This window comes from Aeromonas sp. 160P, assembly GCF_055193095.1.
In genome coordinates this window covers 194416-218955 of sequence record NZ_JBUXKV010000001.1, presented here as the reverse complement: position 1 = coordinate 218955, position 24540 = coordinate 194416, and the positions used below count along the sequence as shown (strand labels likewise).

The window sequence follows — 24540 nt, the reverse complement described above, 5'->3', positions numbered from 1 at the left end:
CCCTGAAACAACAAAGGCGCCTTGATGGCGCCTTTGTTGTTTGCAGGATGACTTAGCGGGAGCTTGCGGCTGCGACCAGCGGGAGCCGGTTTACCCCTTTGCCCATATAGGCGAGTGACACGGTCACTATGATGCAGGTGAAGCTGAGCCACATGTAGGGCAGGTAGTCGAGGGTCGCGACCCCCAGCACCCCGGCCATGAAGATGCCGTTATCGCTCCAGGGCACCATGCCGCAGGTGAGGGTGCCACCGAACTCGGCGTTGCGAGAGAGGTTCTTGCGCGCCAGTCCCAGTCGATCGTAGTTCTTGGCCATGATCTTGGGGGTCAGGATCAGCGACACATACATGGCCGAGCCAAACACGTTGGCCAGAAACGCGGTGCCTATGGTGTGGCTGGTCAGGCTACCGACGCTGTTGATGCGCTTCTCGAAGGCGCTGGCGATCACGTCCAGAATACCGACCTTCTCCAGCAGACCGCCGAAACCCAGCCCGAAGATGATGACCGCGACCGAGCCCAGCATAGACTCCATGCCGCCGCGACCGAGAATGTTGTCGATAAAGTCGATGCCGGAGGTGATGGCAAACGGGCTATAAGCCGAATGCATCGCCTTGACCGGATCCATGCCCTGGAAGGCGATGGCCCAGATCAGGCCCAGCAGGGCGCCGAAGCTGATCACCGGGAAGGCGGGCTTACGGTTGGCCAACAGGCCCAGCACCAGTATCACCGGCACTATGGCCAGCGGGGTGATATTGAACTGACTGTCGAGCGCCTCCATCACCAGATTGACCTGCTCCAGGCTGACATTGCCTGAGTACTGCATGCCTACCACGGTGAACAGTACGGCGGTGATGATATAGGAGAGCAGGCTGATGGGCAGCATCCCTTTGATGTGCTCCACCACGTCGACGTTGGACATGGTCGAGGCCAGCACCACGGAGTCGGAGAGCGGAGAGAGCTTGTCACCAAAGTAGACGCCAGAGAGCACGGCACCCGCTACCAGCGGCGCAGGCACGCCGAGGCTGTGGCCGATCCCCATCATGGCGATACCGGCGGTGGCGGCAGAGCCCCAGGAGGTGCCGGTGGCCAGCGAAGTCAGGGAGCAGATGATCAGGGTCGCCAGCAGGAAGATGGACGGGTGGATCACCTTGAGGCCGAAGTAGATGATGCTGGGCACAATGCCGCCAGCAATCCAGGTGCCAACCAGGGCGCCGACGGAGACCAGGATCAGGATTGCCCCCATCCCCTTGGCGACGCCGTCAACGGCAGCCTGCTCCAGGGATTTGTAATCGTGGCCGAGTTTGATGCCTAGCCCCATGATGACGAACCAGGCGATGAACAGCGCCAGCTGGATCGGCAGATCGAGCACGCTGGTGAACGAGAATGCCAGTGCCAGGAAAATGGCCAGACAGGCAAACACCTGTGCCATGCCCGGTAGTCGGATGTGGTTTTGTTGGTTTTGCATAGATACTTCCTAAACTCTTGCTCGCCAAGGTCGGTCCCTCTCGTCCTGTGGATACACGTATCCCGAGGGGCCAACCCAAAAAGAGGCCGCAATCTACCACAAACCTGGTGGGTTAAAGCCCCATCAAATTGGTAAAAATGCACATTTGATTGAAAAAATCACAAATTAGTTGATCTCATAACCCGTTTTTGAGTGCCCTGTTGACAGGGTTGGCCACATACGACACTGGCTCACCACGGGACTTGCAGCCCTGATAGATGATGATTCTCATCAATGGTTGGTGGAGGATAAAACAATGCGCTGGCTATTGCGGGGGATGATGTTGCTGGTGGGGCGTACTCGCATGGGGTCAGGATAAAGCGCTCGACACTTGGAGTTCCGCTTGTCTGCTGGCGGCCTGGGAAATGCTGGAGCCCGGATGACGGCCTGCCTTGATCTTGCTGCCAGTAGCTGGGAGTAGCTGGGTTGACCGGTATCGTCACCTTGCTCTGGCAGCAGTCCAGGTTATGAGGTCTTGACGGGAGCCTGCATGATTTTCTGCAGTGCCAGCGTGAGTGCGTCTAGCACCAGTCTCTCCATCTCGGTGCGTTTGGCATCGGTCAGGAAGTAGATCATGTCGACATTGTGGCGAATATAGTGGGAAGGGAGCTGATTGAGGGTCAGGCAGCAGAGGTCGGCCATCTGATCGCCGGTGAGGGTCTGTTGCAGGTTTTGTTTTTCAATTTCCTTGAGTACCAGATGTTCGTAAAAGTTGTGAATATCGGTATCCAGTATCATATGCATTCCTTGGTATGACGATCGGTGGGAGTTGTCAAAAGCATAGTCATAACAAGGAGTAAAAACAAAAGGCCCGTCACTTTCGTGAAGGGCCTTTTGCAGAAATGAATGGTGCGAAGAGAGGGACTCGAACCCTCACATCCGTGGGACACTAACACCTGAAGCTAGCGCGTCTACCAATTCCGCCACCTTCGCACACTGATTTTCTCCATCTGATTTTTAAATGCGGTTGGAACGCATTGCTCTGTTTTTACATGTCAGAATCATGGTGCGAAGAGAGGGACTCGAACCCTCACACCCGGGGGGCACTAACACCTGAAGCTAGCGCGTCTACCAATTCCGCCACCTTCGCACATTGTGTTACCAGTTTAGATTTACATGCTGTCTGGAGAAGCATGGTGCGAAGAGAGGGACTCGAACCCTCACATCCGTGGGACACTAACACCTGAAGCTAGCGCGTCTACCAATTCCGCCACCTTCGCACATTGTGTTACCAGTTTAGATTTACATGCTGTCTGGAGAAGCATGGTGCGAAGAGAGGGACTCGAACCCTCACACCCGGGGGGCACTAACACCTGAAGCTAGCGCGTCTACCAATTCCGCCACCTTCGCACATTCGGGTTTTCTAGTTGGATTTACATGCTGCTGAATCAGCATGGCAGTATTGGTGCGAAGAGAGGGACTCGAACCCTCACATCCGTGGGACACTAACACCTGAAGCTAGCGCGTCTACCAATTCCGCCACCTTCGCATCACTGCGGAGGGGGATTCTATAGAGTTTTGGGGGAGCGTCAACAAGCAAAAGGTACTTTTTTCGCTGTTGACGCCCAAAGTGGCGCCAAGGGTACAAAACTTCAGCAATTAGCCCAGGTTGGTGACTCGTTGATTAGCTGCGCTCCATTGCGCCGTGATACATCTGCTCGTACTGGGTGATGGAGTCAGGCCAGTTGAAGCGGGTGTTCATGGCGTTGTGCAGCACCTTGGCAAATTGTGTCTTGTCTTGCAGGAAATAGAGCAGACTGCGGCGCATGGTGTCGAGCAGGATAGCGGCGGTCGGATCGTTGAAGCAAAAGCCGGTGGCATGTTCCGGGTCCGCATCCCAATCCACCACGGTATCTTTCAGGCCACCCACGGCGCGCACCAGTGGCAGAGTGCCATAGGCGAGGCTGTACATCTGGTTGAGGCCACAAGGCTCGAACAGCGAGGGCATCAGGAAGAAGTCGGCACCGGCTTCCACCAGATGAGCCAGGCGATCGTCATAGGTGTTGATGAAGGCGAGCTTGCCTGGGTTCTGCTGGGCCATGGTCTGCAGCTGCGTGGCGAGCGCAGGATCGCCAGAGCCTACGATCACCACTTGCACCTGATGGTGGAGGAATTTCTCCAGCGCCGGCAGCAGCAGGGGGACTCCCTTCTGCTCGGTCAGGCGGCACACCATGCCGTAGATAGGCAGGTCCGCAACGGGCAATCCCGCTTCCTGTTGCAGGTGCTGTTTGCAGACCTGTTTGCCTGCCATGTTGTCGATGCTGTAAGTGGCGGGCAGGAAGGCGTCAAACTCCGGATCCCAATCTTTGTAGTCGCAGCCGTTGAGGATGCCGCACAGGTCATCCCTGCGTTGCTGAAAAATGCTCGCCATACCGTGGGCGCCAAGGTGAGTCAGCAGCTCCTGGGCATAGTTGGGGCTGACCGCATTGATCTTGTCGGCGTAGAGCACCCCGCATTTAAGCAGGTTGACGTGGCCGTAGTCGTGGTTGATGCGGCGTTCGTAATCGGCAATTTCGGGCATGGCCCAGAACTGTTCGCGGCCGAACACCCCTTGAAACGCCGCGTTGTGAATGCTGATCACGCTGCGAGTTTGCTGGAAGAAGGGGTTGTTGGCATGGCGGGTTTTCAGCAGCAAGGGTAGCAGCCCGGTGTGCCAGTCGTTGCAGTGGACGATATCCGGTGCGAAGCCGAGCTGCTCGCAGGCATGGAGGGCTGCCGCCGAGAAGAAGGCAAAGCGCTCGCCGTTATCCGGATAGGCTTGATTGTTCTCGGCATAGAGCTGGGGACGATCAAAGTATTGCGGGCAGTCGAGTAGATAGACGCAGACGCCATCCAGCTCCATCTGGTAGATGCGATAGCCGATATCCGGCAGGCCCGGATGGGTGGGTAACCAGCGTGACGCTACCAGTTTGGCCTCATCCCGTCGTTTAATCGTCTTGTAGAAGGGCAGCATGATCCTGACATCATGCCCCTTCTGGACCAGGTACATAGGCAAGGCTTTGGCAACATCTGCCAGGCCCCCGGTCTTGACCAGCCCCTCAACTTCCGAGGCAACAAACAGGATTTTCAGTGGGTTAATAGCCAACTCTTGCTCCCTTAGGTACCACCACGATACCGCCTTCTGATACGGTAAATCGCTCTCTATCATGGTCGAGATTTTCACCGATAACGGTGCCGGGCGCAATTTCAACGTTTTTGTCGATGATCGTCCGCCGGATGGAGCACCCTTCACCAATCTTCACATCCCCCAGCAACACGGATTCGCTGATGTGGCTGCAAGCGCCGATATTGCAACGAAAACCGAGAATGGATCGCTGGATTTGGCTGCCCTGAATGAAGCAACCGGCGGAGATCAGGGAGTTGGCAATATTGACCTTGCACACGTCGCTGTCGATGAAGGTCGCTGGCGGCAGTGCCGGATAGTGGGTGTGCAGTGGCCACTTGCGGTTATAGAGGGAGAAGGGGGGATTGTCCGCCACCAAGTCCATGTGAGCCAGCCAATAGGAGTCCAGAGTGCCCACATCCCGCCAGTAAACACTCGGCTTTTCACCGGGGATGACGTTGGTGCTGTAGTCGTAAACATAGACGGGGGCGCGCGGGTAGAGGCTCGGGATCACATCCTTGCCAAAGTCGTGGCTGGAGCTATCTTCGCCAGCATCCCGTTTCAATTCCCGGCAAAGGGCGTCAGTCTCGAAGATGTAGTTGCCCATGGAGACCAGCGCCTGGGTCGGATCGCCCGGGATATGCTTGGGCTGCTTGGGTTTTTCCTGAAAACCGATCATCCGCCCTTCGGTATCTACCTCAATCACCCCGAATGAACTCGCCTCTTCGATGGGCATGCGCAGGGCGGCAACCGTCATGGCCGCACTCTTTTGCTTGTGGAAGGTGACCATCTGGCTCACATCCATCTTGTAGATGTGGTCGGAACCGAAGATGCAGACATGATCCGGTTCGGCCCGCTCGATAAAGCCGAGGTTCTGGTAGATGGCATCGGCGGTGCCGTCATACCAGCGTTTACCCATCCGCATCTGGGCCGGAATGGGGTCGATGAAGCGGTCGGTGATGCCGACGATATTCCAGCCCTTCTTCATGTGCAGATAGAGGGATTGGGATTTGAATTGGGTCAGTACATAGATGCGCAGAAAGTCTGCGTTGACGAAGTTGTTGAGGACGAAATCGATCAGCCGGTAACTGCCGCCGAAGGGGACGGAAGGCTTGCTGCGGGTGGTGGTGAGAGGCTGCAGACGGGTGCCTTCGCCGCCAGCCAGGATCATGGTCAAGATGCCTGCCATCGTATTAATCTCCCTGCATGAACACTATGAAAAGGTTTTCAATGCTCGGTATAAAAACACCCCTTAAGGGGTGGTTTTATAGTCCTTTTAGTACCTTACCAGATACCGGATGGCGCTCTCTAGCGGTTTTCTTGTACTGCTTGCACTTACTTTACACTTTGCTCATATAGACCTTGAACTTGGCATCGCTGCTGATCACTTCCGTCCGTTTGAAATGTGTTTCCAGTATAGGCAGGTAGCGCAAGAAGGCGTTGGCAACAATGGTCAGCGAGCCATTGGGCAGCAAAAATTCCGGTGCCTTGGCGAGGAAGGTTTCGGTCGCTGCATAGAAGGTCTTGAGACCCGCATGGAATGGCGGATTGGAGACGATGTGCTGGAAACGGGTGGAGACATCCGAATAGACATCGGAAGCGGTGACCTTGCCCTCTAAACCATTGATCGCCAGGGTGCGGCGGCTAGACTCCAGCGCCAGCGCGCTGATATCCACCATGTTGACCTGCAGATCCGGATTGCGCTTGGCCAGCACAGATCCAATCACCCCGGCGCCACAGCCGAAATCGAGCAGCTCGCCCTTCATCGGTGGCACCGCCGCCAGCAGCATCTGGGTACCGAGATCCAGTTCGGCAGCGCTGAAAACGCCGGGCAGGGCCAGCACGGTCAGCTCGGTGTCACCGGCCTTGCACTGGTAGCGGCCAAACCAGCTATCCAGCTCGAACGGTTCAACCGGCTTGCAGAGCTCACCGTGATAGAGGGAGCAGCGACGGGCCGAATCGCGCTTGATCGGTTTTTCGCTGTAGGGCGCCAGCAGCTTGTCGGCGCCATTGATGCCGCCACGGTTGTCACCGGCTAGCAACAGGTCGGCACCCGCCTCCAGCAGGGGAGTCATCATGGCCAGCAGATATTGCGCCTCGGCCTTGGCCTTGGGCATCAGCAGCAGCAGGGCATCGAAGCGGGGGGCACCACCGAGCTGGTGGTCGAACAGGATGGCGTCACCCAGGGCGGCCTGCTGGCTGCGGTAATAGCAGTAATCCGTGGTAAAGACGGTCAGGGTCTCGGCTAGAGTGGCCAGCTGGCGCGGGTAGTCATCATCCAGCGCGCCGCAGACAAGTAGCCGCTTGCCGACAAAGAGGGCTTGGTTTCGTTCCAGCATCTGGCTGACGGCACTGATTGGGCTGCTCATCGGGTCTCTCCACGCAATTTTGGGCGGCCATTATACATAGCCCCTTTCGCCTTGACATTTATGCTGTGTTCCCGAAATATGCCCAGACACCATTTTTTGACCAGAGATGACGAAATGCGGTTCAACGAGTTGAAACGAAAGCACAAAAAAAGCCTGACATTCGGGCCTGCCGACGTTCGCGCGTAACCTCTCATCCCTGAGAAACTTCAAACCCCGGTTGCGCACATCGTACCGGGGTTTTTTATTGCCATATGCGAGTCATTCAGGAGAAGGAAATCCCATGTTTCAAGGTTCTATTGTTGCGTTGATCACCCCGTTTCGACAGGGCAAGCTGGATGAAGAGGCGCTGTTGCGTCTGGTTGAGTGGCATATCGAGCAGGGAACCCACGGCATAGTGCCGGTGGGTACTACGGGGGAGAGCCCGACTCTGACCCACGACGAACACTGTAAAGTGGTCGAACTGGTGGTGAAACAGGTGGCGGGGCGCATTCCGGTGATCGCCGGGGCGGGTTCCAACAACCCGGTCGAAGCCATCGAGTACACCCTCCACGCCGAGCGAGTGGGCGCCGATGCCACCTTGCATGTGGCCGGATACTACAACCGCCCCAATCAGGAGGGGCTCTACCACCACTTCAAGGCCGTCCACGACGCCACCGCCAAGCCGATCATCGTCTACAACATTCCGCCGCGTGCCATCGTCGATGTGCAACCCGCGACCTTGGCCCGTTTGGCCGAGCTACCGCGCATTGCCGGGGTGAAGGATGCCACCGGCGATCTGGCCCGCCCCTGGACCGAGCGCCAGCTGATCAACAAGCCCTTCGCTTGGCTCTCCGGGGAAGATGCCACTGCCGTCGCCTACAACATCGGTGGCGGTCAGGGTTGTATCTCGGTGACCGCCAACGTGGCCCCAAAGCTGGTGGCTGAGGTGCAGAACCTCACGCTGGCGGGCAAGTGGCAAGAAGCGCGTGAACTGCAAGACCAGCTGATCCCGCTCCATCAGGCGATGTTTGCCGAGCCGAGCCCCGCCGGTGCCAAATATGCCGCTTCCCTGCTCGGTTTCTGCAGCGAGGAGTGCCGCCTGCCGGTGATGCCGCTGTCGGAAGCGACCCGTGAGCGCATTCGCAGCGCCATGCAGCAGCTCAACTTGCTGTAATGCAAAACGGGTGAGTCAAGGCTCACCCGTTTTGTTTCTGGCGTTGTCCCACTGAGGCCGCTCGTGCCGGTTAGGCGGCGCTATGCAGCCAGGCAGCGATGGCCAGCTGTAACTCGACATACGCCGGATAAAGGAAGAGATCGGCCAGTTCGGTAGGCCACTGGTCATGCTCGTCCGGTCTGGTTTGCAACTGTGCTTGCAGGCTGGTCAGTGCTGGCAACCAGGGCGCTGGTTGTGGCAGCTTGGCCGCACTGCGGGCGACCAGATCGATTCCCTGACACAAGGCGGCGAACGCCTGCTGTTGAACGCCTTCATTCTGCGGATGCTCCAGCCAGAGCTGCTCGTGATGCTGCCAGTGGCGCAGCCCCTCGCTTACCCCCGTCATGCTATCTATATCCTCACGCGCCACCAGCGCCTGCAGGGCCAGTGGCTTGCCAAGGCCAGCCAGTCGATAGCCGCGCTGGGCCTTGGATTGGGCTCCGAGCCGCAGTCCGCCCAGCTTGGCAAGATGCTGGGCCAGCGCAAACAGTGCTGCGGTGTCGCCGGATTTGAGCTCCAGTTCCAGCTCGTTGATGGTGGTGCTGCCCTGGCTACCGACTATCTCACCCTGATCCCAGGCCAGTTCTATCTCGGCCCCTTCGAAAGCGATCAGCCAGTGGCGACGCAGGAAGTCGGTGCGAAACTGGGCGACCAGCTGTTGCTGGATGCTGTCGCGCTCGGGCAGGGTCGGCCAAATCTCATCGGGAAAGGCCGAGAGGGTCGGCAGATCGTCGCTGACGGGGACGTTGTATTCGGGTCTGGCGTGCAGACCACCCACTATCTGACCGCGACACTTGATGGTTTGTTCGGCAAAGCTATCGCAGCGGCGGATCCGCAAGCCCATATCCAGCTGGCGCAAGGCGAGGGTTGGCGTATCGAAATAGACGTTGCCGAGCTGTTGTTGGGATGATTCCTTAATTTCAAGAGAATTCAGCAGGTTGGATAACCCTGCTTGAATGTCGCAGGCGACAAAAAACTTTATCTCGATCTCGATTTGCATAGTCATTCCGGGCTGGCAGGTAACTTTGAGGGGCGGGATTCGGGTCGCGAGGATATAATGCCGCGAGGCGACTAGATTAATTCGCGGTTTAATTGAGTGCGCAGTTCGGTTACCATGCGCGCCTCATAAAATCGTATCGAGTGTTTTTTCACCGACACAGGTTTGACCATGCCAGTAAATACTATTTTGGGGCTTTTTGCCAAGTCCCCCATCAAGCCGTTGCAGAAGCATATCGTCAAGGTTCACCAGTGCTCCCAGCAGTTGGTACCCTTCTTTGACGCCGTTGCGGAAGACCGTTGGGATGATGCCGAGAAGATCCGGCAGCAGATTGCCCAGTTGGAAAAAGAGGCGGATATCCTCAAGCGTGAAATCCGTCTGAAACTGCCTCGCGGCCTGTTCCTGCCGGTCGCGCGTACCGACCTGCTGGAGCTGTTGACCCAGCAAGACAAGATTGCCAACCGTGCCAAGGATATCTCCGGCCGCATGCTTGGTCGTCGCATGGAGTTCCCTGCTGAAATGCGGGTTGATTTCATGGCCTATCTCAAACGTTGTATTGATGCGACCGCTCAGGCCGAGAAAGCGATCGGGGAGCTCGACGAGCTGCTCGAGACCGGCTTCAAGGGACGGGAAGTGGAAATGGTTGCCGAGATGATCCACCAGCTGGATCTGATCGAGGACGATACAGACACCATGCAGATCGGACTGCGCCAACAGCTGCAAGCGGTTGAGCACAATTACAATCCGATTGATGTGATGTTCCTCTACAAGATCCTCGAATGGGTAGGTGACCTGGCAGATCAGGCCGAGCGTGTAGGCGCCCGTCTGGAACTGATGCTGGCTCGTTCGTAATCGACTGACTGGGTAAACACTATTAATGGACATTATCGCGAATTACGGCACCACTCTGGTGCTCGTGGCGGCCTTGTTCGGCTTTTTGATGGCCTGGGGCATTGGTGCAAACGACGTTGCCAATGCCATGGGCACATCGGTCGGCACCAAATCCCTGACTATCCGTCAGGCAATCATCATTGCCATGATCTTCGAGTTTGCCGGTGCTTATCTGGCGGGCGGCGAAGTGACCGCAACCATCCGCAATGGCATCATTGATACCAATGCATTTGCCGATACACCGGACCTGCTGGTACTCGGCATGATCGCCTCGCTGCTGGCGGCCGGCGCCTGGTTGATCCTGGCCTCCTACTTCGGCTGGCCGGTCTCTACCACTCACTCCATCATCGGCGCCATCGTCGGTTTTGCGGTGGTGAGCATTGGTCCGGAAGCGGTGCAGTGGAGCAAGTTTGGCGGCATCGTTGGCTCCTGGGTCATCACCCCGGCCATCTCCGGTGTGCTCGCCTACTTCATGTTTATCAGTGTGCAGAAGCTGATCTTCAACACCGATGATCCGCTGGCTAACGCCAAGCGCTATGTGCCGTTTTACATGTTCCTGACGGCGCTGGTGATCTGTCTGGTGACCATCAAGAAAGGGCTGACCCACGTTGGTCTGCACTTGAGTGATAGCGAGGGCATTCTGCTCTCTGTGGCTATCTCTATTGCGTTGGCGATTGCCGGTTTCTTCTATATCCGCGGTCAGAAGTACAACCCGCAGGATGACAGCAAGATGCACTTCGCCAACGTGGAGAAGGTATTCGGTATCCTGATGGTGATCACCGCTTGTGCCATGGCGTTTGCCCACGGCTCCAACGATGTGGCCAACGCCATTGGTCCGCTCTCCGCCGTGGCTTCTATCGTGGCCTCCGGCGGTGAAATTTCCAGTCAGGCGTCTATCGCTTGGTGGATCCTGCCGCTGGGCGGTATCGGTATCGTGATCGGTCTGGCGACCATGGGCGAGAAGGTGATGGCGACGGTCGGTACCGGCATCACCCACCTGACCCCGAGCCGTGGCTTTGCCGCCCAGCTGGCAACGGCCGCGACTGTGGTGATTGCTTCTGGTACCGGTCTGCCCATCTCCACCACTCAGACCCTGGTCGGTGCTGTGATGGGTGTCGGTCTGGCGCGCGGGATTGCGGCGCTGAATCTGGGGGTGCTGCGCAACATCGTGGTCTCCTGGATCATCACCTTGCCTGCCGGTGCCATTCTGGCCATCGCGATCTTCTACGTGCTGCAAGCCTGCTTCTCCTAATCGAAGCGGCATTCAGCAAAAAGCCCGAGTCATCGACTCGGGCTTTTTTTATTGTGCGCGGGAGCTGAGGGGCTCCCTTTGCATTCTCTGCCTTAGAGGCTGGCGCAGATCTGCCAGAGATCGTACTGGATTGCCGCGGCGGTCACTTCTCGACCCGCCCCCGGCCCCTGGATCACCAGCGGGTTGCTGCGGTAGCTGTCGCTCTCGATGGCAAAGATGTTGTCGCACGGCAGCAGGTTGGCAAACGGGTGGTGCGGTTCCAGCGTCTCCAGTCCAACCCGTGCCTTGCCGTTACGCTCGAAGCGTGCCACGTAACGCAGCGCCTTGCCAAGGCGCTTGGCTCCCTCAAAGGCGGTCTGAATTGGGCCATCCAGCTCCTTGAGCCGATCCATGAATTGATCCGCGCTCACTTTGCGCAGGGTGACGGGCACCAGATTTTCCAGGGTGATATCGGCAGAGTCGAGCTCAAAGCCAGCCTCCCGCGCCAGGATCAACAACTTGCGCCGCACATCCTGACCGGAGAGATCTTCGCGGGGATCCGGCTCGGTCAGACCGTGCTGCCACGCCTCGTCCACCAGCTCGGAGAAGGGCCGAGTGCCATCATACTGCTGGAACAGCCAGGAGAGGGTGCCGGAGAAGATGCCAGAGACCCCCTGAATACGGTCGCCGCTCTGACGCAGCATCTGGATGCTGGACTGGATCGGCAGCCCGGCCCCCACGGTGGCGTTATAGCGCCACTGCACCTGATGGTCACTGCAGGTCTGTTTAATGCGCTGGTAGAACTCGCTGTCGGCGGCACCGGCAAACTTGTTGGCAGCGATGATGTGGATGCCGAGTTGGGCAAAATCCGGGTAGTAGCGACTCACGGTTTCGCTGGCAGTCATGTCCAGCGCGATCAGCGCATCGAAGCTGTGCTGCTCCAGTTGGGAGAGTAACTCCGGCCAGATCAGCGGTTTGCCATCGACACTGTTTTGTACCTTGCGGGGGTCCAGCCCCTCTTCATCCAGCAGGCCACCTTCCGAGCTGAACACCCCGTAGAGGGTGAGCGCCAGATTGAGTTCATGTTCGAGCCGGGCTTTTTCGCGGCTATAGAGGGTGAGCCAGTGGCCGCCGATATTGCCCTTGCCGAATACCACCAGACCGACCCGGGTCGGGCGGCTGAACAGGGCGCTGTGCAGGGCGATCAGCAGCGGCTCCAGCACCACCTGACGCAGCACGGCCACCAGACTCAAGCCATCTCTGGCCACCTGGACGAACTCCAGCGGCTGATCCGCCAGCAGCTGATAGAAGCGATGGCACTGCTCGGCGTTGTCGGTGACACCGGCCCCCACCAGCGCCACCAGACTGAACCCCTCTTTCTGGATCAGGCCAGTGAAGCTGCCTTGCAGCTGGAAGTCCCGCAGGATCTCGAAGGCACCCTGTGCCACTTCGAGGGTGTAGGCGAGACGCAGCACCCGCCGATCTGGCTGGCGCTGCAGGGTAAGCGGGTTGAGGCGGTGGCGGGCCAGATGGGCCTCGATGGTTGCCACCGTCTGCTCATAATTGGTCTGCGGCAGCACTTTGAGCTCGATGAGGGCGATCTGATCCACCGAGGAGACGATGCGGGCACCGCCGGAGCGCGGAGCTCGGCGCAGGATATGGGTGCAACCCTCGTCCGGGTTGTAGCTGCAGCGCAGGGTGAGGCGCTGGCGACTGTCGGCCACCGGTTGCAGAGTACGGGAATGGAGCACCGAGGAGCCGAGGCGGGCCAGCTCGTTGGCCTCGGCCAGGCTGAGGCGCTCCAGCAGGCGCGCCTCTTTGACCCGGCGCGGGTCGGCGCTGTAGACACCGGCCACGTCACTCCAGATGGTGGTGGATTCGCCGTCCGCCAGCAGCGCCAACAGGCTGGCGCTGTAGTCGGAGCCGTTGCGACCGAGCAGCAGGGAGCGCCCTTCCATGTCGGCGGCGATAAAGCCGGTCACCACGATGCGGCCGGCATGTTCCGCCAGTCGCGCCTTGAGCAGTTCGCTAGAAAGCGCAGTATCCACCTTGACCAAGGCGCCATCTTCGGCGCGCAGGAAGCTGCGGGCATCGAGCCAAGCGGCTTTGTCGCCACGGCTGGAGAGCAGGGCCGCCAGCAGGCGCGCCGACCACACTTCGCCAAAGGCGAGCAGGCCGTTGCGGGCGAAGCGATCAAACTGCCCCTCCAGGGTCTTGGCGATCTGTTGCACGTCGCTGGCGAGCTGAGCGCTGAGGTCGCGCTGCAACTCCCCTTCCAGCAGGCCATCGATCAGACTCTGTTGATAGGCTTGCAGGGCCGAGATAGATTCACCTGCGGCTTCGTCACCGGTATCAGCCAGTTCCCCCAGCTGGATCAGCCGGTTGGTGGTCTTGCCCGCGGCCGAGACCACGATCAGCTCGTCACCTCCGGTCTGTTGTTCAATGATGCTGGCAACCCGACGATAGCAGACCGGGTCCGCCAAACTGCTGCCACCAAACTTGTGGACGTGACGTCGCTTCAAACCTGCCTCTGTCACCGCGATCTCTCCTTGTTGCTGTTCCATTACTTCGCTACCTGTTCTGCCTGCTGCGCCTGTTCAAAAGCCTGAGCCAGATCGGCCACCAGGTCTTCACCGTGTTCAATACCGACCGACAACCGCAGCAGCTGGGCGCTGATGCCTGCTGCCTGCTGCGCAGCCGGGGTCATGGCCCTGTGGGTCATGCTGGCCGGATGGGCCACCAGACTCTCTACCCCGCCGAGGGACTCGGCCACCGAGAAGAGGGTGAGGGCCGCGAGGAAGGCGCGAATGCCCGCCTCGCTGCAATCGAGTTCAAAACTTAACATGGCGCCGAAGCCGGACTGTTGACGGCGCGCAATATCGTGGCCGGGATGGCTCGGCAGGCTGGGGTGATAGATGCGTTTCACCAGCGGCTGCTGTTGCAGGAAGGCGAGGATGCGATCGGTGTTCTCCTGATGGCTGCGCAATCTGGGGGCCAGGGTGCGCAGGCCGCGCAGGGTCAGGTAGGAGTCAAACGCCCCGGAGGTGAGCCCCAGACAGTTGGCCCACCACACCAGCGACTCGGCCAGTGCGGCCTCTTTGGCAATCGCCACCCCGCCCACCACGTCCGAGTGGCCGTTGATGTATTTGGTGGTGGAGTGCACCACCACGTCGGCACCGAGGGCCAGGGGTTGTTGCAGCAGGGGGGAGAGGAAGGTGTTGTCCACCACCACCTGGGCACCCACCTCGTGGGCGGCGCTGGCGATGGCGCTGATATCCACCACCCGCAGCAGCGGGTTGGAGGGGGTCTCGACCCACACCAGCGCAGGCTTTTGCGCCAGTGCGGCGGCCAGTGCAGCCTCGTCACCCTGATCGACAAACTGCACCCGGTAATGGCCCTTGGCCGCCAGATACTCAAACAGCCGCCAGGTGCCGCCGTAGCAGTCGTGGGGGGCGATCAGCAGATCCCCCGCCTTGAGCAGGGCGGTAGTGACCAGATGGATGGCGCCCATGCCGGTGCCGGTGACCACGGCACCGGCGCCCCCTTCCAGCGCCGCCAGCGCGTCCGCCAGATTGCTGCGGGTCGGATTGCCGGATCGGGCATAATCGTATTGACGGGGCTCGCCAAAGTCGGCAAAGGTGTAGTTGCTGGAGAGGTAAATGGGGGGCACCACGGCACCGTGCTGTTGGTCTGTCTCAATCCCGGTGCGAACCGCCAGGGTGGCCTTGTGGGTCATATCACTCTCTCCTTGAACTGTCTCTGGGCGATGGCTGCTTTGCCTCAACCACGGCGATCCTGCCATTGTTGGCCTATGGTGAACCACCTTACGCCAGCACAAAAAAGCCGTCAACACTTCCAGACGTCTAAATGGCTTTGCTGTTGGATTGCCATTAATTTCCTTAAGGGTTAAAATCCGCGCTCACGGCTAAATGAGAACAGGTGAGTCATGGGAACAGAGTGGAACGGCGACTACGTCAGCCCTTATGCGGAACACGGTAAGAAGAGCGAACAGGTCAAGAAGATTACCGTCTCGATCCCGCTCAAGGTGTTGAAAGTGCTGACCGATGAGCGCACCCGTCGTCAGGTGAACAACCTGCGTCATGCGACCAACAGCGAGCTGCTCTGTGAAGCCTTCCTGCACGCTTTCACCGGCCAGCCGCTCCCTTGCGACGAAGACTTGCGCAAGGATCATCCGGACAGTGTCCCCGCCGAAGCGCGCGCCATCATGGAAGCGCTGGGCAAAGAGATCGAAGATTTCGATCAAGAGTAAGCGATTTGCAATGCACAAGAGGCGACCCCCGGGTCGCCTCTTGTCGTTTCAGCAGCCCCGTATGTGGGGCAGTGGTTATTTCAGCAGGCTGAAGATCAGCGCCGATACCGCCAGCGAACCGGTCAGCAGGATAAAGCCGTTGGCCCAGCCGTGACGGAAGCGGGCCAGCGCCTCCACCTTATAGATTGCAATCACCGGCATGATGAACAGGATCATGGCGATGACGGGGCCGGAGAGGGTCTCCATCAGCCCCAGAATGCCCGGGTTGATAACGGCAGCGCCCCAGATAGAGAAGAACATCAGGGCGATGCCCAGCTTGTCCGCCTTGGCCTGCGGCAGGCCGGTGGGCTTGGCGATCAGGCTTTTCAGGCTTTCGCGGGCACCGAGGAAGTGACCGAGGAAGGAGGAGCTGATGGCGATAAAGGCGATGAGCGGCCCCAGAGTCACGATCACCGGGTTGTCGGTGATGTTGGCGAGATAAGAGAGCACAGAGACGTTCTGGGCCTTGGCTTCGGCCAGCTGGGCTGGCGAGAGGCTCAGCACGCAGGAGAAGACGAAGAACAGCACGAAGCCCACCAGCATTACTGTGGTGTTGCGCAGGATCAGGCCGCTCTTGGCTTCTGCCTGCTCGCCATATTCACGGCGCTGCACGTTGGCAAAGCCGGAGATGGCGGCGGCGTGGCTGAAGGCGAACACGGTGACCGGCAGCGCCAGCCAGACGGTGTTGAGGAAGCTGACTCCTTCAAACGCGGTCACTTCCGGCCACTGCCACTGAGGGATCAGGTAGCAGGAGAGCGCCGCCAGAATGGCCGCCAGCGGATAGACCATAAAGGCGAAGGCGCGCAGCATCGCTTTCTCACCCGCCAGCATCACGGCGATCATGGCAAACACCAGCACGCCGGAGAGCATCACCCGATCCGGGGTCGCCATGCCGAGCTGGTTGACCATAAAGCTCTCCACCGTGTTGGTCAGCCCAACCCCGTAGATGAGCAGGATCGGGAAGATGGAGAGGAAGTAGAGCGCCGAGATAAGGCGGCCGGCCATCTTGCCGAAATGCTCCTCCGCCACTTCGGTGAAGTCGGCGTGGGGGCGTGACGAGGAGAGCACGAAGCGAGCCAGCCCGCGGTGGGCGAGGAAGGTCATGGGGCCTGCCAGTACTGCGACGATGACGAGGGGCCAGATGCCGCCCAGACCCAGATTGATGGGCAGGAACAGGATGCCTGCGCCAACGGCGGTGCCAAACAGGCTGATAACCCAGTGGGTGTCGTGACGGCGCCAGCGGGTGGTGCTGGCTGTGGTGGAGCAGGAACCGGATAGCTCCTTGGTAGCCTCTACAGATAAACTCATTACTAATTCACTTTTTGTCAGTGTTTTAATCTGAGTTTATTGTGATTTATCGGGATTTAATTCTCAAAAGGCGAGACTGAAACATATCACTGCCATTGCGGGGCTTAGCCAGCGAGATTGGGAATGGAATCTGGGTCACAGAATGCAACAAAACTGATATATGTGGTTTTTGTGAAATATAAAACCAAAATTTGATCTACAGTCATTTTTTTATTTTGGCTAATCAGGTGTTTTCAGAATTACGTGAAAAATCGTACCATTTCTCGCCGACCGATTGTGATGTTTCACTATCATTTTGCCGCTTTGCCAGCGTATCACGCTGTTCAAGGGCACCTTGACCAGCGGATCACACCGGCCATCACCCGGGGCAACTTCCCTGAAAAAGCAGGCGGCCATCGGGCCGCCTGCTTGTCTGGTGTGATGACATCGCTATCCGCCTAGTGGGCCAGAATGCTACCCCAGGCGAGATCCGGATCCCCCATCACGATAAAGTCCGGGTTCTCCAGCGACTCGGTTTCGTTGTAGCTGAGTGGCTGCAACGCCAGGCTGAGGATGCGGCCACCGGCTGCCTCGACGATGCACTGGGCGGCGGCGGTGTCCCACTCGCCGGTGGGGCCGAGCCGCACGTAGCAATCGGCCGCACCTTCCGCTACCAGACAGGATTTGAGGGAGCTGGAACCAAGCGGGATCAGCTCGTAGTTGATGGCCGGGTTGAGGCGGCGGGTGAGGTTATCCAGCTTCTGGCGACGGCTGATAGCCACCACCAGTGAGTCGGGCTGGTCATGCTCGTGATGCATGGCGCTGATGGGCAGTACCTCGCCATTCACCTCCTTGAAGGCGCCGTAGCCGCGCACCGCCCAGTAGAGCACGTCTGACTCGGGGGCGTAGATGACCCCGAGCACCGGCACGTTGTCCCGCACCAGGGCGATCAGGGTGGCGAAATCGCCGCTGCCCGCGATAAATTCACCGGTGCCGTCGAGGGGATCCACCAGCCAGTACTGCCGCCAGTTGGATCGCTGGCTGAAGGGCACATCGGCCGCCTCTTCGGTCAGCACCGGCACATGGGGGGTGAGCGCCGACAGCGCCTGCTTGAGGTAGGCATCGGCAGCAAGATCGGCACTGGTGACCGGGGTCGCATCCTCCTTCAGTTGACGCTCGAACTGACCGCCATGATAGATGTCGTGAAGGATCCTTCCGGCTTCGCGGGCTATCTCCTTGACCCCCGGCACCCAGGCCAACAACTCCTGCATCTCGTTATCCTCTGTCTGTTAACTGCCCGTCTGCGGGCTACTCTGCCTGCTCTGCCAGCCACTTGTGGGCCAAGAGCAGGGCACTGATGCTGCGCGACTCGGTGAAGTCGGGGCGCGCCAGCAATTCGTCGATCCGGTTGAGGGGCCAGGGGATGACCTCAAGCGGCTCCGGCTCGTCGCCAATCCGCAGCTCGGGGAAGAGATCCCGCGCCAGCAGGATATCCATCCGGCTGGAGAAGTAACCGGGCGCCAGCGACACCTGCTTGAGCAGGGTCAGGCTGTTGGCGCCAAAGCCCGCCTCCTCCATCAGCTCCCGGTTGCCCGCCTCAAAGGCATTCTCGCCCGGGTCTATCAGCCCCTTGGGAAAGCCCAGCTCGTAGGAGTGGGTGCCCGCGGCGTATTCGCGCACCAGCAGCAGGGTGTGGGCATCGAACAGCGGCACCACCATGACGGCGCCCCGGTTTCCGCCGCGCATCCGCTCGTAGACCCGCTCTTCGCCGTTGGAGAATTTAAGGTGTAGCGATTCCACCTTGAACAGTCGGCTCTCGGCTACGATTTCGGCCTTGAGGATCTCAGGTTTGCACTTGGGGTGATCCAGTTGGTCGGCAGAGATTTGCTCGGGTTTGCTGTTGTGGGGGTCGCTCATCGGACGCTGGCTGCTCGTTAAAAAATAGTGCTTCAAGAGTAAACGACTCTCACACCGAACACCACGGGCCCGGGATGGCAAAGGGGGAGGAAAAATCCGCTATACTGCCGCTCCATTTCTTCCGCGATACCGAGATCAAGAGACCCGATGCCACACTCCCGCTCCATCACCTTGCCCTGGCAGCAGATTGATACCGTCTTGCTCGATATGGATGGCACCCTGATCGATCTCCATTTTGACAACCACCTCTGGCAGCAGCTGGTGCCAGAGCGTTACGCCGAGCGGCTCGGTCTGCCGCTGGCTGAGGCCAAGGCGCAGATCGAGGTGCACTATCAGGCGGTCAACGGCACCCTCAACTGGTACTGCGTGGATTACTGGAGCGAGACCCTGGGGCTCGATATTCGCGCCCTCAAGCAGGAGCTGCTGGCGAAGATCCAGTGGCGTCCTCACGCCATCCCCTTTCTGGCCGAACTGCGTGCCGCGGGCAAGCAGCTGGTGCTCTTCACCAATGCCCACCCCGCCAGCCTGTCGGTGAAGGATGCGCAGCTTGGCCTTGCCGACCATCTGGATCTGATGGTGAGTACCCATGAGCTGGGCTGGTCGAAAGAGAGCCAGCTCTGCTGGCAGGCGCTGGCACAGCGATTGGCGTTCGATCCGGCCCGCACCCTGTTTGTGGATGACAGCGAGCGGATCCTGCGGGCCGCCGCCGACTATGGCATCGGCTATCAGCTGGCGATCCAGAATCCGGACAGCTGCAAACCCGAGCAGAGCATCACCGCGTTTCCGGCGATCCGCGATTATGCCGAGTTGCTGCCGCTGGCCATCTGACGCGGCGTCGGGTGTTGGCAGGCGTATGGGGGAGCTCACCGCTTTCCCAGATATGTTCCGCGATTATGCGGAGCTGCTGCCGCTGGCCATCTGAATCTGTTCAAACGAGAGAGGGCTGCATCATGCAGCCCTCTTTCTTTATCTGAAGCCTGATGACGAAAAATCACAGTTCCCGAAACGGGCGTCGCTTCTCCTCTTCGATGACGATCGCCTCCAGATTGGCGACCCGCTCCTGTAGCTCCCTGATCACCAGATCCTGCTTGCCGAGGCGGTCGGTGATGCGGGCATCCCCCAGCTGGTAGCGAGCCCGTTTGCCGAGATATCCGAACAATAGGCTGATAAATACGATCAGGACTATGCCTGTCCACATGGTCATGTCACGACTCCTTGTCGTTATCACTATGGTCGTCATAAACGGCGAAAACGCTGATGGATCAGCGCTGTTTTCTCATAGCCGCCAATTGGCCGCAATGGGGCCCGTTTCGCCTTTGTGATGCAGTTGGCTATTGCTGCCAGAGGGGGCGACCAAGCCACAACTTTGTTACCCAGGTGGCTATTGCTGCCAGAGGGGGCGGCCAAGCCAGAGTCCCCACAGGGTCAGGTGTAGCAGCACGATAAACCAGAACACCAGCCGGTAGCTGCGTTTCTGGGTCTTGTGGCGCAGCCACTGGCGGGCCACCAGCGCCCCCGGCCAGCCGCCGCACAGCTCCAGCAGATGCAGGCGGGATTCGGGAATGCGCCACTCACCGCGCACCGCTTGCCGCTTGTCCCAAGCGTAGGCGGCCACGGTGAGCAGGCTCATGGTCAGCAGTATTGCCAGCGGCCACCACTGCTGGCCGTCGAGGCCGAGCCAGAGGGCGGCGCCCAGTGGCAGCAGCGCCAGCGCCATCACTGGGCCAGCTCCCAGCAGCGCTCCTCATCCTGCTTGAGGGTGCGGATCACCTTGGCCGGATTGCCCACTGCCACCGAATCGGCCGGGATGTCGCGGGTGACCACGGCACCCGCGCCAATGATGGAGCGTGGCCCAATGGTGACACCGGGGCAGATGATGGCGCCGCCGCCAATCCAGCAGTCGTCACCGATCTGTACCGGCTTGTTGTAGGCGGTCCAGTTGCGGCGCTCCAGATAGTTCATGGTGTGGGTGGCGGTGTAGATCTGCACGTTGGGGGCCAGCAGCACATGGCTGCCGATGTGCACTTCGCCCACGTCGAGAATGGTGACGTTGAAGTTGAAGAAGGTCTTCTCGCCGATATGGATGTTGCGGCCAAACTCGCAGGTAAACGGCGTGCTGATCCAGCAGGAGTCGGGGCAGTGGCCGAACAGTTCGCGGCAGATCTGCTGGCGCAGAGGGCCATCGCCCGCTGATGACCCATTGAGTTGGGCCAGCAGCGCCTGACCGCGAATACGGTCGTTGGCTATCTCCTCGCTCTGGCTATCCAGTGCCCCGCCTGCCAGTACCTTGTCCCAGTCGCTCGCCATTGCTACCTCCTCATGCTGCAAGAGCGGGCAGTATACGTGACAGTCAGGGGGCCGTCAGTCTGTCACTTGTTGCAGATGACCCCCGTCAACCTGCAGGCCAGATGAGAGGCAGGATCAGCAGGGCCGAGATGAAGTAGGGCAGCAGCACTCGTAGCCCGAGGCTGCGACCGCCGATGCCAAGGGCCAGCAACCCCTTCACCAGCGAGTTGACCAGCCCGGCCAGCAGAATGCCGCGAGCCGCTACCTCCAGCGCCAGCTCCTTGTGGGAGAGCTGGGAGAGCGACAGGGTTATTGCATCCACGTCGGTGATCCCCGACACCAGCGCCAGCAGATAGACCCCGGAGTTGCCCACCTTGTCTTGCAGCAGGGTGGCCATAAAGCCGATCAGCGCCAGCAGCAGGCCGAACTTGATGGCGGTTGGCAGGTCGAGGGGGTTGCTGGTTTCCGGTTTTACCGGGCCGTCGGTCAGCTCTTCGCGTTGGCGCCAGAACCAGAAGGCAAAACCGTAGACGGTGGCCGCCAGCAGCAACAGGGGGGCGGCGAGGCGCATCGCCAGCTCGTTGTGGATAAGCAACACCAGCACCAGCAGTCGCAACCACATGGTGGCCCCCGCCAGTAGAATGCCGGTGGCCAGCAGCCGCTCCAGACCGCCCTGCTCCCGGTTGAGGCGGGCGAACTGCAGGGTGAGGGCGGTGGAGGAGGCCAGCCCCGCCAATATGCTGGTGAGCACCAGCCCGGCACGGGTGCCGAGCAGCCGCACTGCGAAGTGGCCAGAGAAGGAGATGCCAGCGATCACCACCACCATCAGCCAGATCTTGAAGGGGTTGAAGGCATCGAGGGGGCCCATCTCCTCGTTGGGGAGCACCGGCAGCAGCACCAGCGAGATAAGCAGAAAGCGCAAGGTGGCGTGAAACTCGGTTTCGCTGAGAAACAGCATCCCCTGCTGGATCTTGCCCTTGAGCCCCATCAGCAGGGCGGCCAGCACGGCGCAGGCCACCGCCTCGCTCGGGCTCAGCAGCACCGACATCAGCCCCAGCAGATAGGTGAGCAGCATGGCCACCGAGCTGGTGAGGCCAAACTCCCCCTGCCAGCGCTGGGCCAGCCAGACCGAGAGGCCGCAACCGATCACCACCGCCAGCAGGCCGAGCAGCGGCAGCCAGGGGCCTAGGGTTGGCAGCAGCAAACCGCACACCCCGCCGAGCAGGCCGATGAGGCCGTAGGTGCGCATCCCGGCGATGCGCTGGTTATCCCCCAGCTGGCGCACCTGCCAGCCCCGCTCCAGCCCGATGATAAGGCCGATGGCCAGCGAGACCAGGGCTCCGTTGACAGGGTCTGCATTGATCCACATGGCGGCTTCCTTTCGCGTCGTTGCTGCCTGATCCCATGATGGCACAGGGTGCAAGGTGGCAGAGGGGCATGGCTCACAGAGTCTGCGTCCGGCTCCCTGTGCGGGGTGAGGGGCTGATATGAACAAAAGAGATAAGCAAAGAGCTATTTCTTTCTTCTCGGCATAACAACTCCACGGCATGCTGCTCTCAACCCAACGAGATATGGAGTATCACCATGAAACTGCGAATGACCGCCCTGACCCTGCTCTCCCTGCTGGCATTTGGCCAGGCCAATGCCGCCGAGATCCGCCTGCTTAACGTCTCCTACGATCCTACCCGCGAGTTGTTTCAGGAGTACAACGCCGCCTTTGCCAAGGAGTGGAAGGCGAAGACCGGCGATGACGTGGTGGTGAGCCAGTCTCACGGTGGTTCCGGCAAGCAGGCCCGTGCCGTGGTGGATGGGCTGGAGGCTGATGTGGTGTCGCTGGCACTGGCTTATGACGTCAATGCCATCGCCAAGGAGGGATTGATCGCCGCCGACTGGCAGAGCCGCCTCGGCAACAATTCAGCGCCCTATACCTCCACCATCGTCTTCCTGGTGCGCAAGGGCAATCCCAAGCAGATCAAGGATTGGGACGATCTGGTGCGCAAGGATGTCGCCATCGTCACCCCCAACCCCAAGACCTCCGGCGGGGCGCGCTGGAACTATCTGGCCGCCTGGGGCTACGCCCTGAAGAAGAGCGGCAGTGAAGAGGGGGCCAAGCAGTTTGTCGGCGATCTCTACAAGAACGTGAAGGTGCTGGACTCTGGCGCGCGCGGTGCCACTACCAGTTTTACCGAGCGCGGTCTTGGTGACGTGCTGCTGGCGTGGGAGAACGAAGCCCTGCTGGTGCTCGGTCAGGCGGGGGCCAGCGACAAGTTCGAGCTGGTGGCGCCATCGGTCTCCATTCTGGCCGAGCCGCCGGTTGCCGTGGTGGACAAGGTCGCCAAGAAGCACGGTACCGAAGCGGTATCGAAAGCGTACCTCGAATACCTCTACTCCGATGAGGGGCAACATATCGTCGCCAAGCATCACTACCGCCCCAGCAACCCGGCGATCCTGAAAGAGACAGCGGCCCAGTTCCCGCAGCTTGCCCTCTTTACCGTCAAGGATCTGGAAGGGGATTGGGAGAAAGCCCAGAAGAAGCACTTCGCTCAGGGTGGTCTGTTTGACCAGATCTACCAGCCGGGTCGTTGATAGCCGCCATATCCATCACTGAACTGGCCCCTGTGCCAGCCGATAGGAGCACCAAGATGAACAAGATCCTCCTGGTTCCCGGTCTGCACAACAGCGGGCCGGATCACTGGCAGAGCCGCTGGCATGATCACTTTCCCCAATGGCAGCGCATGACGGGGCTGCCGTGGGACAAACCAGACCTCAGGGTCTGGAGTGCCAAGCTGGCGAGCAAGCTGAGAAGTCGTCGCGGCCGGGTTCATCTGGTGGCCCACTCCTTCGGCGCTTTGACCGCCATCGCGGCGGCCAGGTTACAGCCGGAGAAGGTCGCCTCGATTTTTCTGGTGGCCCCCGCCGATCCCGCCCGTTTTGGCATTGCGGATGAGGCATTGGCCGAGCCGCTGCAGGTGTCGGCCCAGCTGGTGGCCAGCCGCAACGATCCCTGGATGAGCTTTGAGCGGGCCGAATACTGGAGTCGTCAGTGGCAGGTGCCGCTGTTCGATGCCGGTGAGGCGGGCCATATCAATGCCCAGTCTGGTCATGGGGATTGGCATCAGGGGCTGAATTTGCTGGGTGCCCTCTATCGCCGTGGTGAGCTGGTGGTGGCGCAGGTCAAGGCCGCCTCGCCCCGGCCCGTGGTGCTCGGTTTTCGCTAGTTAGCTGTGAAGTGGTTGGAGGGCTGGCGATAGCGCGGTTTGCTGGTTGCGCCATGCCCCGTTCTTTGAATGTTCCGCTCCGTATTGCTCCATTTCTTAGGTCTTTTATTTATATAAAAGACCTTTTTTTATTTGGATCGCTCTAAAAGCCTTGTCCCACCGTTGTTAGACAAAAAAGTAATTAGCAAAGTCGCAAACGGTGTTTGTTGCTGACAGGAAGAGTGCGCAGAATCACCACA

General features: G+C 59.7%; 22 protein-coding genes, 5 tRNA genes and 1 pseudogene. 8 read left to right on the top strand and 20 right to left on the bottom strand.

Going from position 1 to position 24540, the window contains the following annotated elements; translation table 11 throughout:
• Positions 1 to 52: 52 nt before the first annotated feature.
• Positions 53 to 1462, bottom strand: a complete 1410-nt coding sequence (gene nhaC / locus ACY8FN_RS01060; RefSeq protein ID WP_463099000.1) for a Na+/H+ antiporter NhaC — start codon at positions 1460 to 1462, stop codon at positions 53 to 55.
• Positions 1463 to 1757: 295 nt separating this feature from the next.
• On the opposite strand from nhaC, the pseudogene ACY8FN_RS01055 reads away from it, so the two are divergent.
• A pseudogene (locus ACY8FN_RS01055) lies at positions 1758 to 1972 on the top strand (hypothetical protein).
• Here the strand turns inward: ACY8FN_RS01055 and ACY8FN_RS01050 are convergent.
• From ACY8FN_RS01050 to rsmC, 9 genes are all read right to left on the bottom strand, one after another.
• The gene (locus tag ACY8FN_RS01050) at positions 1967 to 2239 is read right to left on the bottom strand and encodes a late competence development ComFB family protein (RefSeq protein WP_101323520.1); all 273 of its coding nucleotides are present in this window, start codon (positions 2237 to 2239) and stop codon (positions 1967 to 1969) included. The pseudogene ACY8FN_RS01055 and the gene ACY8FN_RS01050 sit on opposite strands and share 6 nt — an antisense overlap.
• A 109-nt stretch (positions 2240 to 2348) precedes the next feature.
• Positions 2349 to 2434: transfer RNA gene (locus ACY8FN_RS01045), tRNA-Leu, on the bottom strand.
• 71 nt (positions 2435 to 2505) lie between these two features.
• Positions 2506 to 2591 (bottom strand) — tRNA-Leu (locus ACY8FN_RS01040).
• A 44-nt stretch (positions 2592 to 2635) separates the two neighbouring features.
• A tRNA-Leu gene (locus ACY8FN_RS01035) sits at positions 2636 to 2721 on the bottom strand.
• A gap of 44 nt (positions 2722 to 2765) precedes the next feature.
• A tRNA-Leu gene (locus ACY8FN_RS01030) sits at positions 2766 to 2851 on the bottom strand.
• Between the two features lie 53 nt (positions 2852 to 2904).
• Positions 2905 to 2990, bottom strand: a tRNA-Leu gene (locus ACY8FN_RS01025).
• 135 nt (positions 2991 to 3125) lie between these two features.
• Entirely contained in the window at positions 3126 to 4586 is a 1461-nt protein-coding gene (glgA, locus tag ACY8FN_RS01020; protein WP_463098999.1) for a glycogen synthase GlgA, read from the bottom strand.
• A complete protein-coding gene (gene glgC / locus ACY8FN_RS01015; protein WP_101323522.1) occupies positions 4576 to 5793 on the bottom strand; it encodes a glucose-1-phosphate adenylyltransferase in 1218 nt (405 codons plus the stop codon). The genes glgA and glgC overlap by 11 nt, the downstream gene beginning before the upstream one ends.
• Before the next feature lie 151 nt (positions 5794 to 5944).
• Positions 5945 to 6973, bottom strand: coding sequence for a 16S rRNA (guanine(1207)-N(2))-methyltransferase RsmC (rsmC, locus tag ACY8FN_RS01010; protein WP_463098998.1), 1029 nt, complete (start codon positions 6971 to 6973; stop codon positions 5945 to 5947).
• Between the two features lie 280 nt (positions 6974 to 7253).
• Here rsmC and dapA point away from each other — a divergent pair, with 280 nt between their 5' ends.
• Positions 7254 to 8126 (top strand): 4-hydroxy-tetrahydrodipicolinate synthase, encoded by an 873-nt coding sequence (gene dapA / locus ACY8FN_RS01005; RefSeq protein WP_139694247.1) that lies wholly within the window; start codon positions 7254 to 7256, stop codon positions 8124 to 8126.
• Between the two features lie 70 nt (positions 8127 to 8196).
• Here the strand turns inward: dapA and ACY8FN_RS01000 are convergent, their stop codons facing one another.
• The gene (locus tag ACY8FN_RS01000) at positions 8197 to 9165 is read right to left on the bottom strand and encodes a CYTH domain-containing protein (protein WP_463098997.1); all 969 of its coding nucleotides are present in this window, start codon (positions 9163 to 9165) and stop codon (positions 8197 to 8199) included.
• Between the two features lie 168 nt (positions 9166 to 9333).
• On the opposite strand from ACY8FN_RS01000, the gene ACY8FN_RS00995 reads away from it, so the two are divergent.
• Together ACY8FN_RS00995 and ACY8FN_RS00990 are read left to right on the top strand one after the other, a co-directional pair.
• Positions 9334 to 10014, top strand: coding sequence for a TIGR00153 family protein (locus ACY8FN_RS00995; RefSeq protein WP_042024112.1), 681 nt, complete (start codon positions 9334 to 9336; stop codon positions 10012 to 10014).
• A gap of 25 nt (positions 10015 to 10039) precedes the next feature.
• Complete coding sequence (locus ACY8FN_RS00990; RefSeq protein WP_463098996.1) at positions 10040 to 11305, top strand: inorganic phosphate transporter; 1266 nt, start codon at positions 10040 to 10042, stop codon at positions 11303 to 11305.
• A gap of 92 nt (positions 11306 to 11397) precedes the next feature.
• Here ACY8FN_RS00990 and ACY8FN_RS00985 read toward each other — a convergent pair whose 3' ends face one another.
• A complete protein-coding gene (locus ACY8FN_RS00985; RefSeq protein WP_463098995.1) occupies positions 11398 to 13848 on the bottom strand; it encodes a bifunctional aspartate kinase/homoserine dehydrogenase II in 2451 nt (816 codons plus the stop codon).
• Positions 13848 to 15020: a cystathionine gamma-synthase gene (metB, locus tag ACY8FN_RS00980; RefSeq protein WP_463098994.1), complete on the bottom strand. Its 1173-nt coding sequence runs from the start codon at positions 15018 to 15020 to the stop codon at positions 13848 to 13850. The genes ACY8FN_RS00985 and metB overlap by 1 nt, the downstream gene beginning before the upstream one ends.
• A gap of 210 nt (positions 15021 to 15230) precedes the next feature.
• Here metB and metJ point away from each other — a divergent pair, with 210 nt between their 5' ends.
• Entirely contained in the window at positions 15231 to 15554 is a 324-nt protein-coding gene (gene metJ, locus ACY8FN_RS00975) for a met regulon transcriptional regulator MetJ (RefSeq protein ID WP_042024118.1), read from the top strand.
• 75 nt (positions 15555 to 15629) lie between these two features.
• On the opposite strand, the gene ACY8FN_RS00970 is transcribed toward metJ, so the two are convergent.
• From ACY8FN_RS00970 to nudE, 3 genes are all read right to left on the bottom strand, one after another.
• Complete coding sequence (locus ACY8FN_RS00970; protein WP_463098993.1) at positions 15630 to 16901, bottom strand: aromatic amino acid transport family protein; 1272 nt, start codon at positions 16899 to 16901, stop codon at positions 15630 to 15632.
• A 437-nt stretch (positions 16902 to 17338) separates the two neighbouring features.
• A complete protein-coding gene (gene cysQ, locus ACY8FN_RS00965; protein ID WP_463098992.1) occupies positions 17339 to 18151 on the bottom strand; it encodes a 3'(2'),5'-bisphosphate nucleotidase CysQ in 813 nt (270 codons plus the stop codon).
• A 37-nt stretch (positions 18152 to 18188) separates the two neighbouring features.
• Positions 18189 to 18797 (bottom strand): ADP compounds hydrolase NudE, encoded by a 609-nt coding sequence (nudE, locus tag ACY8FN_RS00960; protein ID WP_172954769.1) that lies wholly within the window; start codon positions 18795 to 18797, stop codon positions 18189 to 18191.
• 147 nt (positions 18798 to 18944) lie between these two features.
• Here nudE and yrfG point away from each other — a divergent pair, with 147 nt between their 5' ends.
• Positions 18945 to 19625, top strand: a complete 681-nt coding sequence (gene yrfG / locus ACY8FN_RS00955; protein ID WP_463098991.1) for a GMP/IMP nucleotidase — start codon at positions 18945 to 18947, stop codon at positions 19623 to 19625.
• Positions 19626 to 19788: 163 nt separating this feature from the next.
• Here the strand turns inward: yrfG and ACY8FN_RS00950 are convergent, their stop codons facing one another.
• The 4 genes from ACY8FN_RS00950 to ACY8FN_RS00935 form a co-directional block, all read right to left on the bottom strand.
• Positions 19789 to 20001: a hypothetical protein gene (locus tag ACY8FN_RS00950; protein ID WP_101346191.1), complete on the bottom strand. Its 213-nt coding sequence runs from the start codon at positions 19999 to 20001 to the stop codon at positions 19789 to 19791.
• Between the two features lie 177 nt (positions 20002 to 20178).
• Positions 20179 to 20517, bottom strand: a complete 339-nt coding sequence (locus ACY8FN_RS00945; protein ID WP_303844658.1) for a DUF1294 domain-containing protein — start codon at positions 20515 to 20517, stop codon at positions 20179 to 20181.
• Entirely contained in the window at positions 20514 to 21104 is a 591-nt protein-coding gene (locus ACY8FN_RS00940; protein ID WP_463098990.1) for a sugar O-acetyltransferase, read from the bottom strand. Before ACY8FN_RS00940 ends, ACY8FN_RS00945 begins: the two co-directional genes overlap by 4 nt.
• An 85-nt stretch (positions 21105 to 21189) precedes the next feature.
• Positions 21190 to 22452, bottom strand: a complete 1263-nt coding sequence (locus ACY8FN_RS00935) for an MgtC/SapB family protein (protein WP_463098989.1) — start codon at positions 22450 to 22452, stop codon at positions 21190 to 21192.
• Between the two features lie 215 nt (positions 22453 to 22667).
• Between ACY8FN_RS00935 and ACY8FN_RS00930 the strand changes: the two genes are divergently transcribed.
• Both ACY8FN_RS00930 and ACY8FN_RS00925 read left to right on the top strand, forming a co-directional pair.
• The gene (locus tag ACY8FN_RS00930) at positions 22668 to 23669 is read left to right on the top strand and encodes a sulfate ABC transporter substrate-binding protein (RefSeq protein WP_303844665.1); all 1002 of its coding nucleotides are present in this window, start codon (positions 22668 to 22670) and stop codon (positions 23667 to 23669) included.
• Between the two features lie 56 nt (positions 23670 to 23725).
• The gene (locus ACY8FN_RS00925) at positions 23726 to 24301 is read left to right on the top strand and encodes an RBBP9/YdeN family alpha/beta hydrolase (protein WP_463098988.1); all 576 of its coding nucleotides are present in this window, start codon (positions 23726 to 23728) and stop codon (positions 24299 to 24301) included.
• Positions 24302 to 24540 lie beyond the last annotated feature (239 nt).

Coding starts and splice junctions, on each gene's coding strand:
- ACY8FN_RS00940 (WP_463098990.1), bottom strand. CDS start 21,104: ATGGCGAGCGACTGGGACAAGGTACTGGCAGGCGGGGCACTGGATAGC.
- cysQ (WP_463098992.1), bottom strand. CDS start 18,151: ATGCAGGAGTTGTTGGCCTGGGTGCCGGGGGTCAAGGAGATAGCCCGC.
- ACY8FN_RS00995 (WP_042024112.1), top strand. CDS start 9,334: ATGCCAGTAAATACTATTTTGGGGCTTTTTGCCAAGTCCCCCATCAAG.
- metB (WP_463098994.1), bottom strand. CDS start 15,020: ATGACCCACAAGGCCACCCTGGCGGTTCGCACCGGGATTGAGACAGAC.
- ACY8FN_RS01050 (WP_101323520.1), bottom strand. CDS start 2,239: ATGATACTGGATACCGATATTCACAACTTTTACGAACATCTGGTACTC.
- ACY8FN_RS00925 (WP_463098988.1), top strand. CDS start 23,726: ATGAACAAGATCCTCCTGGTTCCCGGTCTGCACAACAGCGGGCCGGAT.
- nudE (WP_172954769.1), bottom strand. CDS start 18,797: ATGAGCGACCCCCACAACAGCAAACCCGAGCAAATCTCTGCCGACCAA.
- nhaC (WP_463099000.1), bottom strand. CDS start 1,462: ATGCAAAACCAACAAAACCACATCCGACTACCGGGCATGGCACAGGTG.
- ACY8FN_RS00990 (WP_463098996.1), top strand. CDS start 10,040: ATGGACATTATCGCGAATTACGGCACCACTCTGGTGCTCGTGGCGGCC.
- ACY8FN_RS00930 (WP_303844665.1), top strand. CDS start 22,668: ATGAAACTGCGAATGACCGCCCTGACCCTGCTCTCCCTGCTGGCATTT.
- rsmC (WP_463098998.1), bottom strand. CDS start 6,973: ATGAGCAGCCCAATCAGTGCCGTCAGCCAGATGCTGGAACGAAACCAA.
- ACY8FN_RS00950 (WP_101346191.1), bottom strand. CDS start 20,001: ATGACCATGTGGACAGGCATAGTCCTGATCGTATTTATCAGCCTATTG.
- ACY8FN_RS01000 (WP_463098997.1), bottom strand. CDS start 9,165: ATGCAAATCGAGATCGAGATAAAGTTTTTTGTCGCCTGCGACATTCAA.
- ACY8FN_RS00970 (WP_463098993.1), bottom strand. CDS start 16,901: ATGAGTTTATCTGTAGAGGCTACCAAGGAGCTATCCGGTTCCTGCTCC.
- ACY8FN_RS00935 (WP_463098989.1), bottom strand. CDS start 22,452: ATGTGGATCAATGCAGACCCTGTCAACGGAGCCCTGGTCTCGCTGGCC.
- dapA (WP_139694247.1), top strand. CDS start 7,254: ATGTTTCAAGGTTCTATTGTTGCGTTGATCACCCCGTTTCGACAGGGC.
- yrfG (WP_463098991.1), top strand. CDS start 18,945: ATGCCACACTCCCGCTCCATCACCTTGCCCTGGCAGCAGATTGATACC.
- metJ (WP_042024118.1), top strand. CDS start 15,231: ATGGGAACAGAGTGGAACGGCGACTACGTCAGCCCTTATGCGGAACAC.
- glgC (WP_101323522.1), bottom strand. CDS start 5,793: ATGGCAGGCATCTTGACCATGATCCTGGCTGGCGGCGAAGGCACCCGT.
- ACY8FN_RS00985 (WP_463098995.1), bottom strand. CDS start 13,848: ATGGAACAGCAACAAGGAGAGATCGCGGTGACAGAGGCAGGTTTGAAG.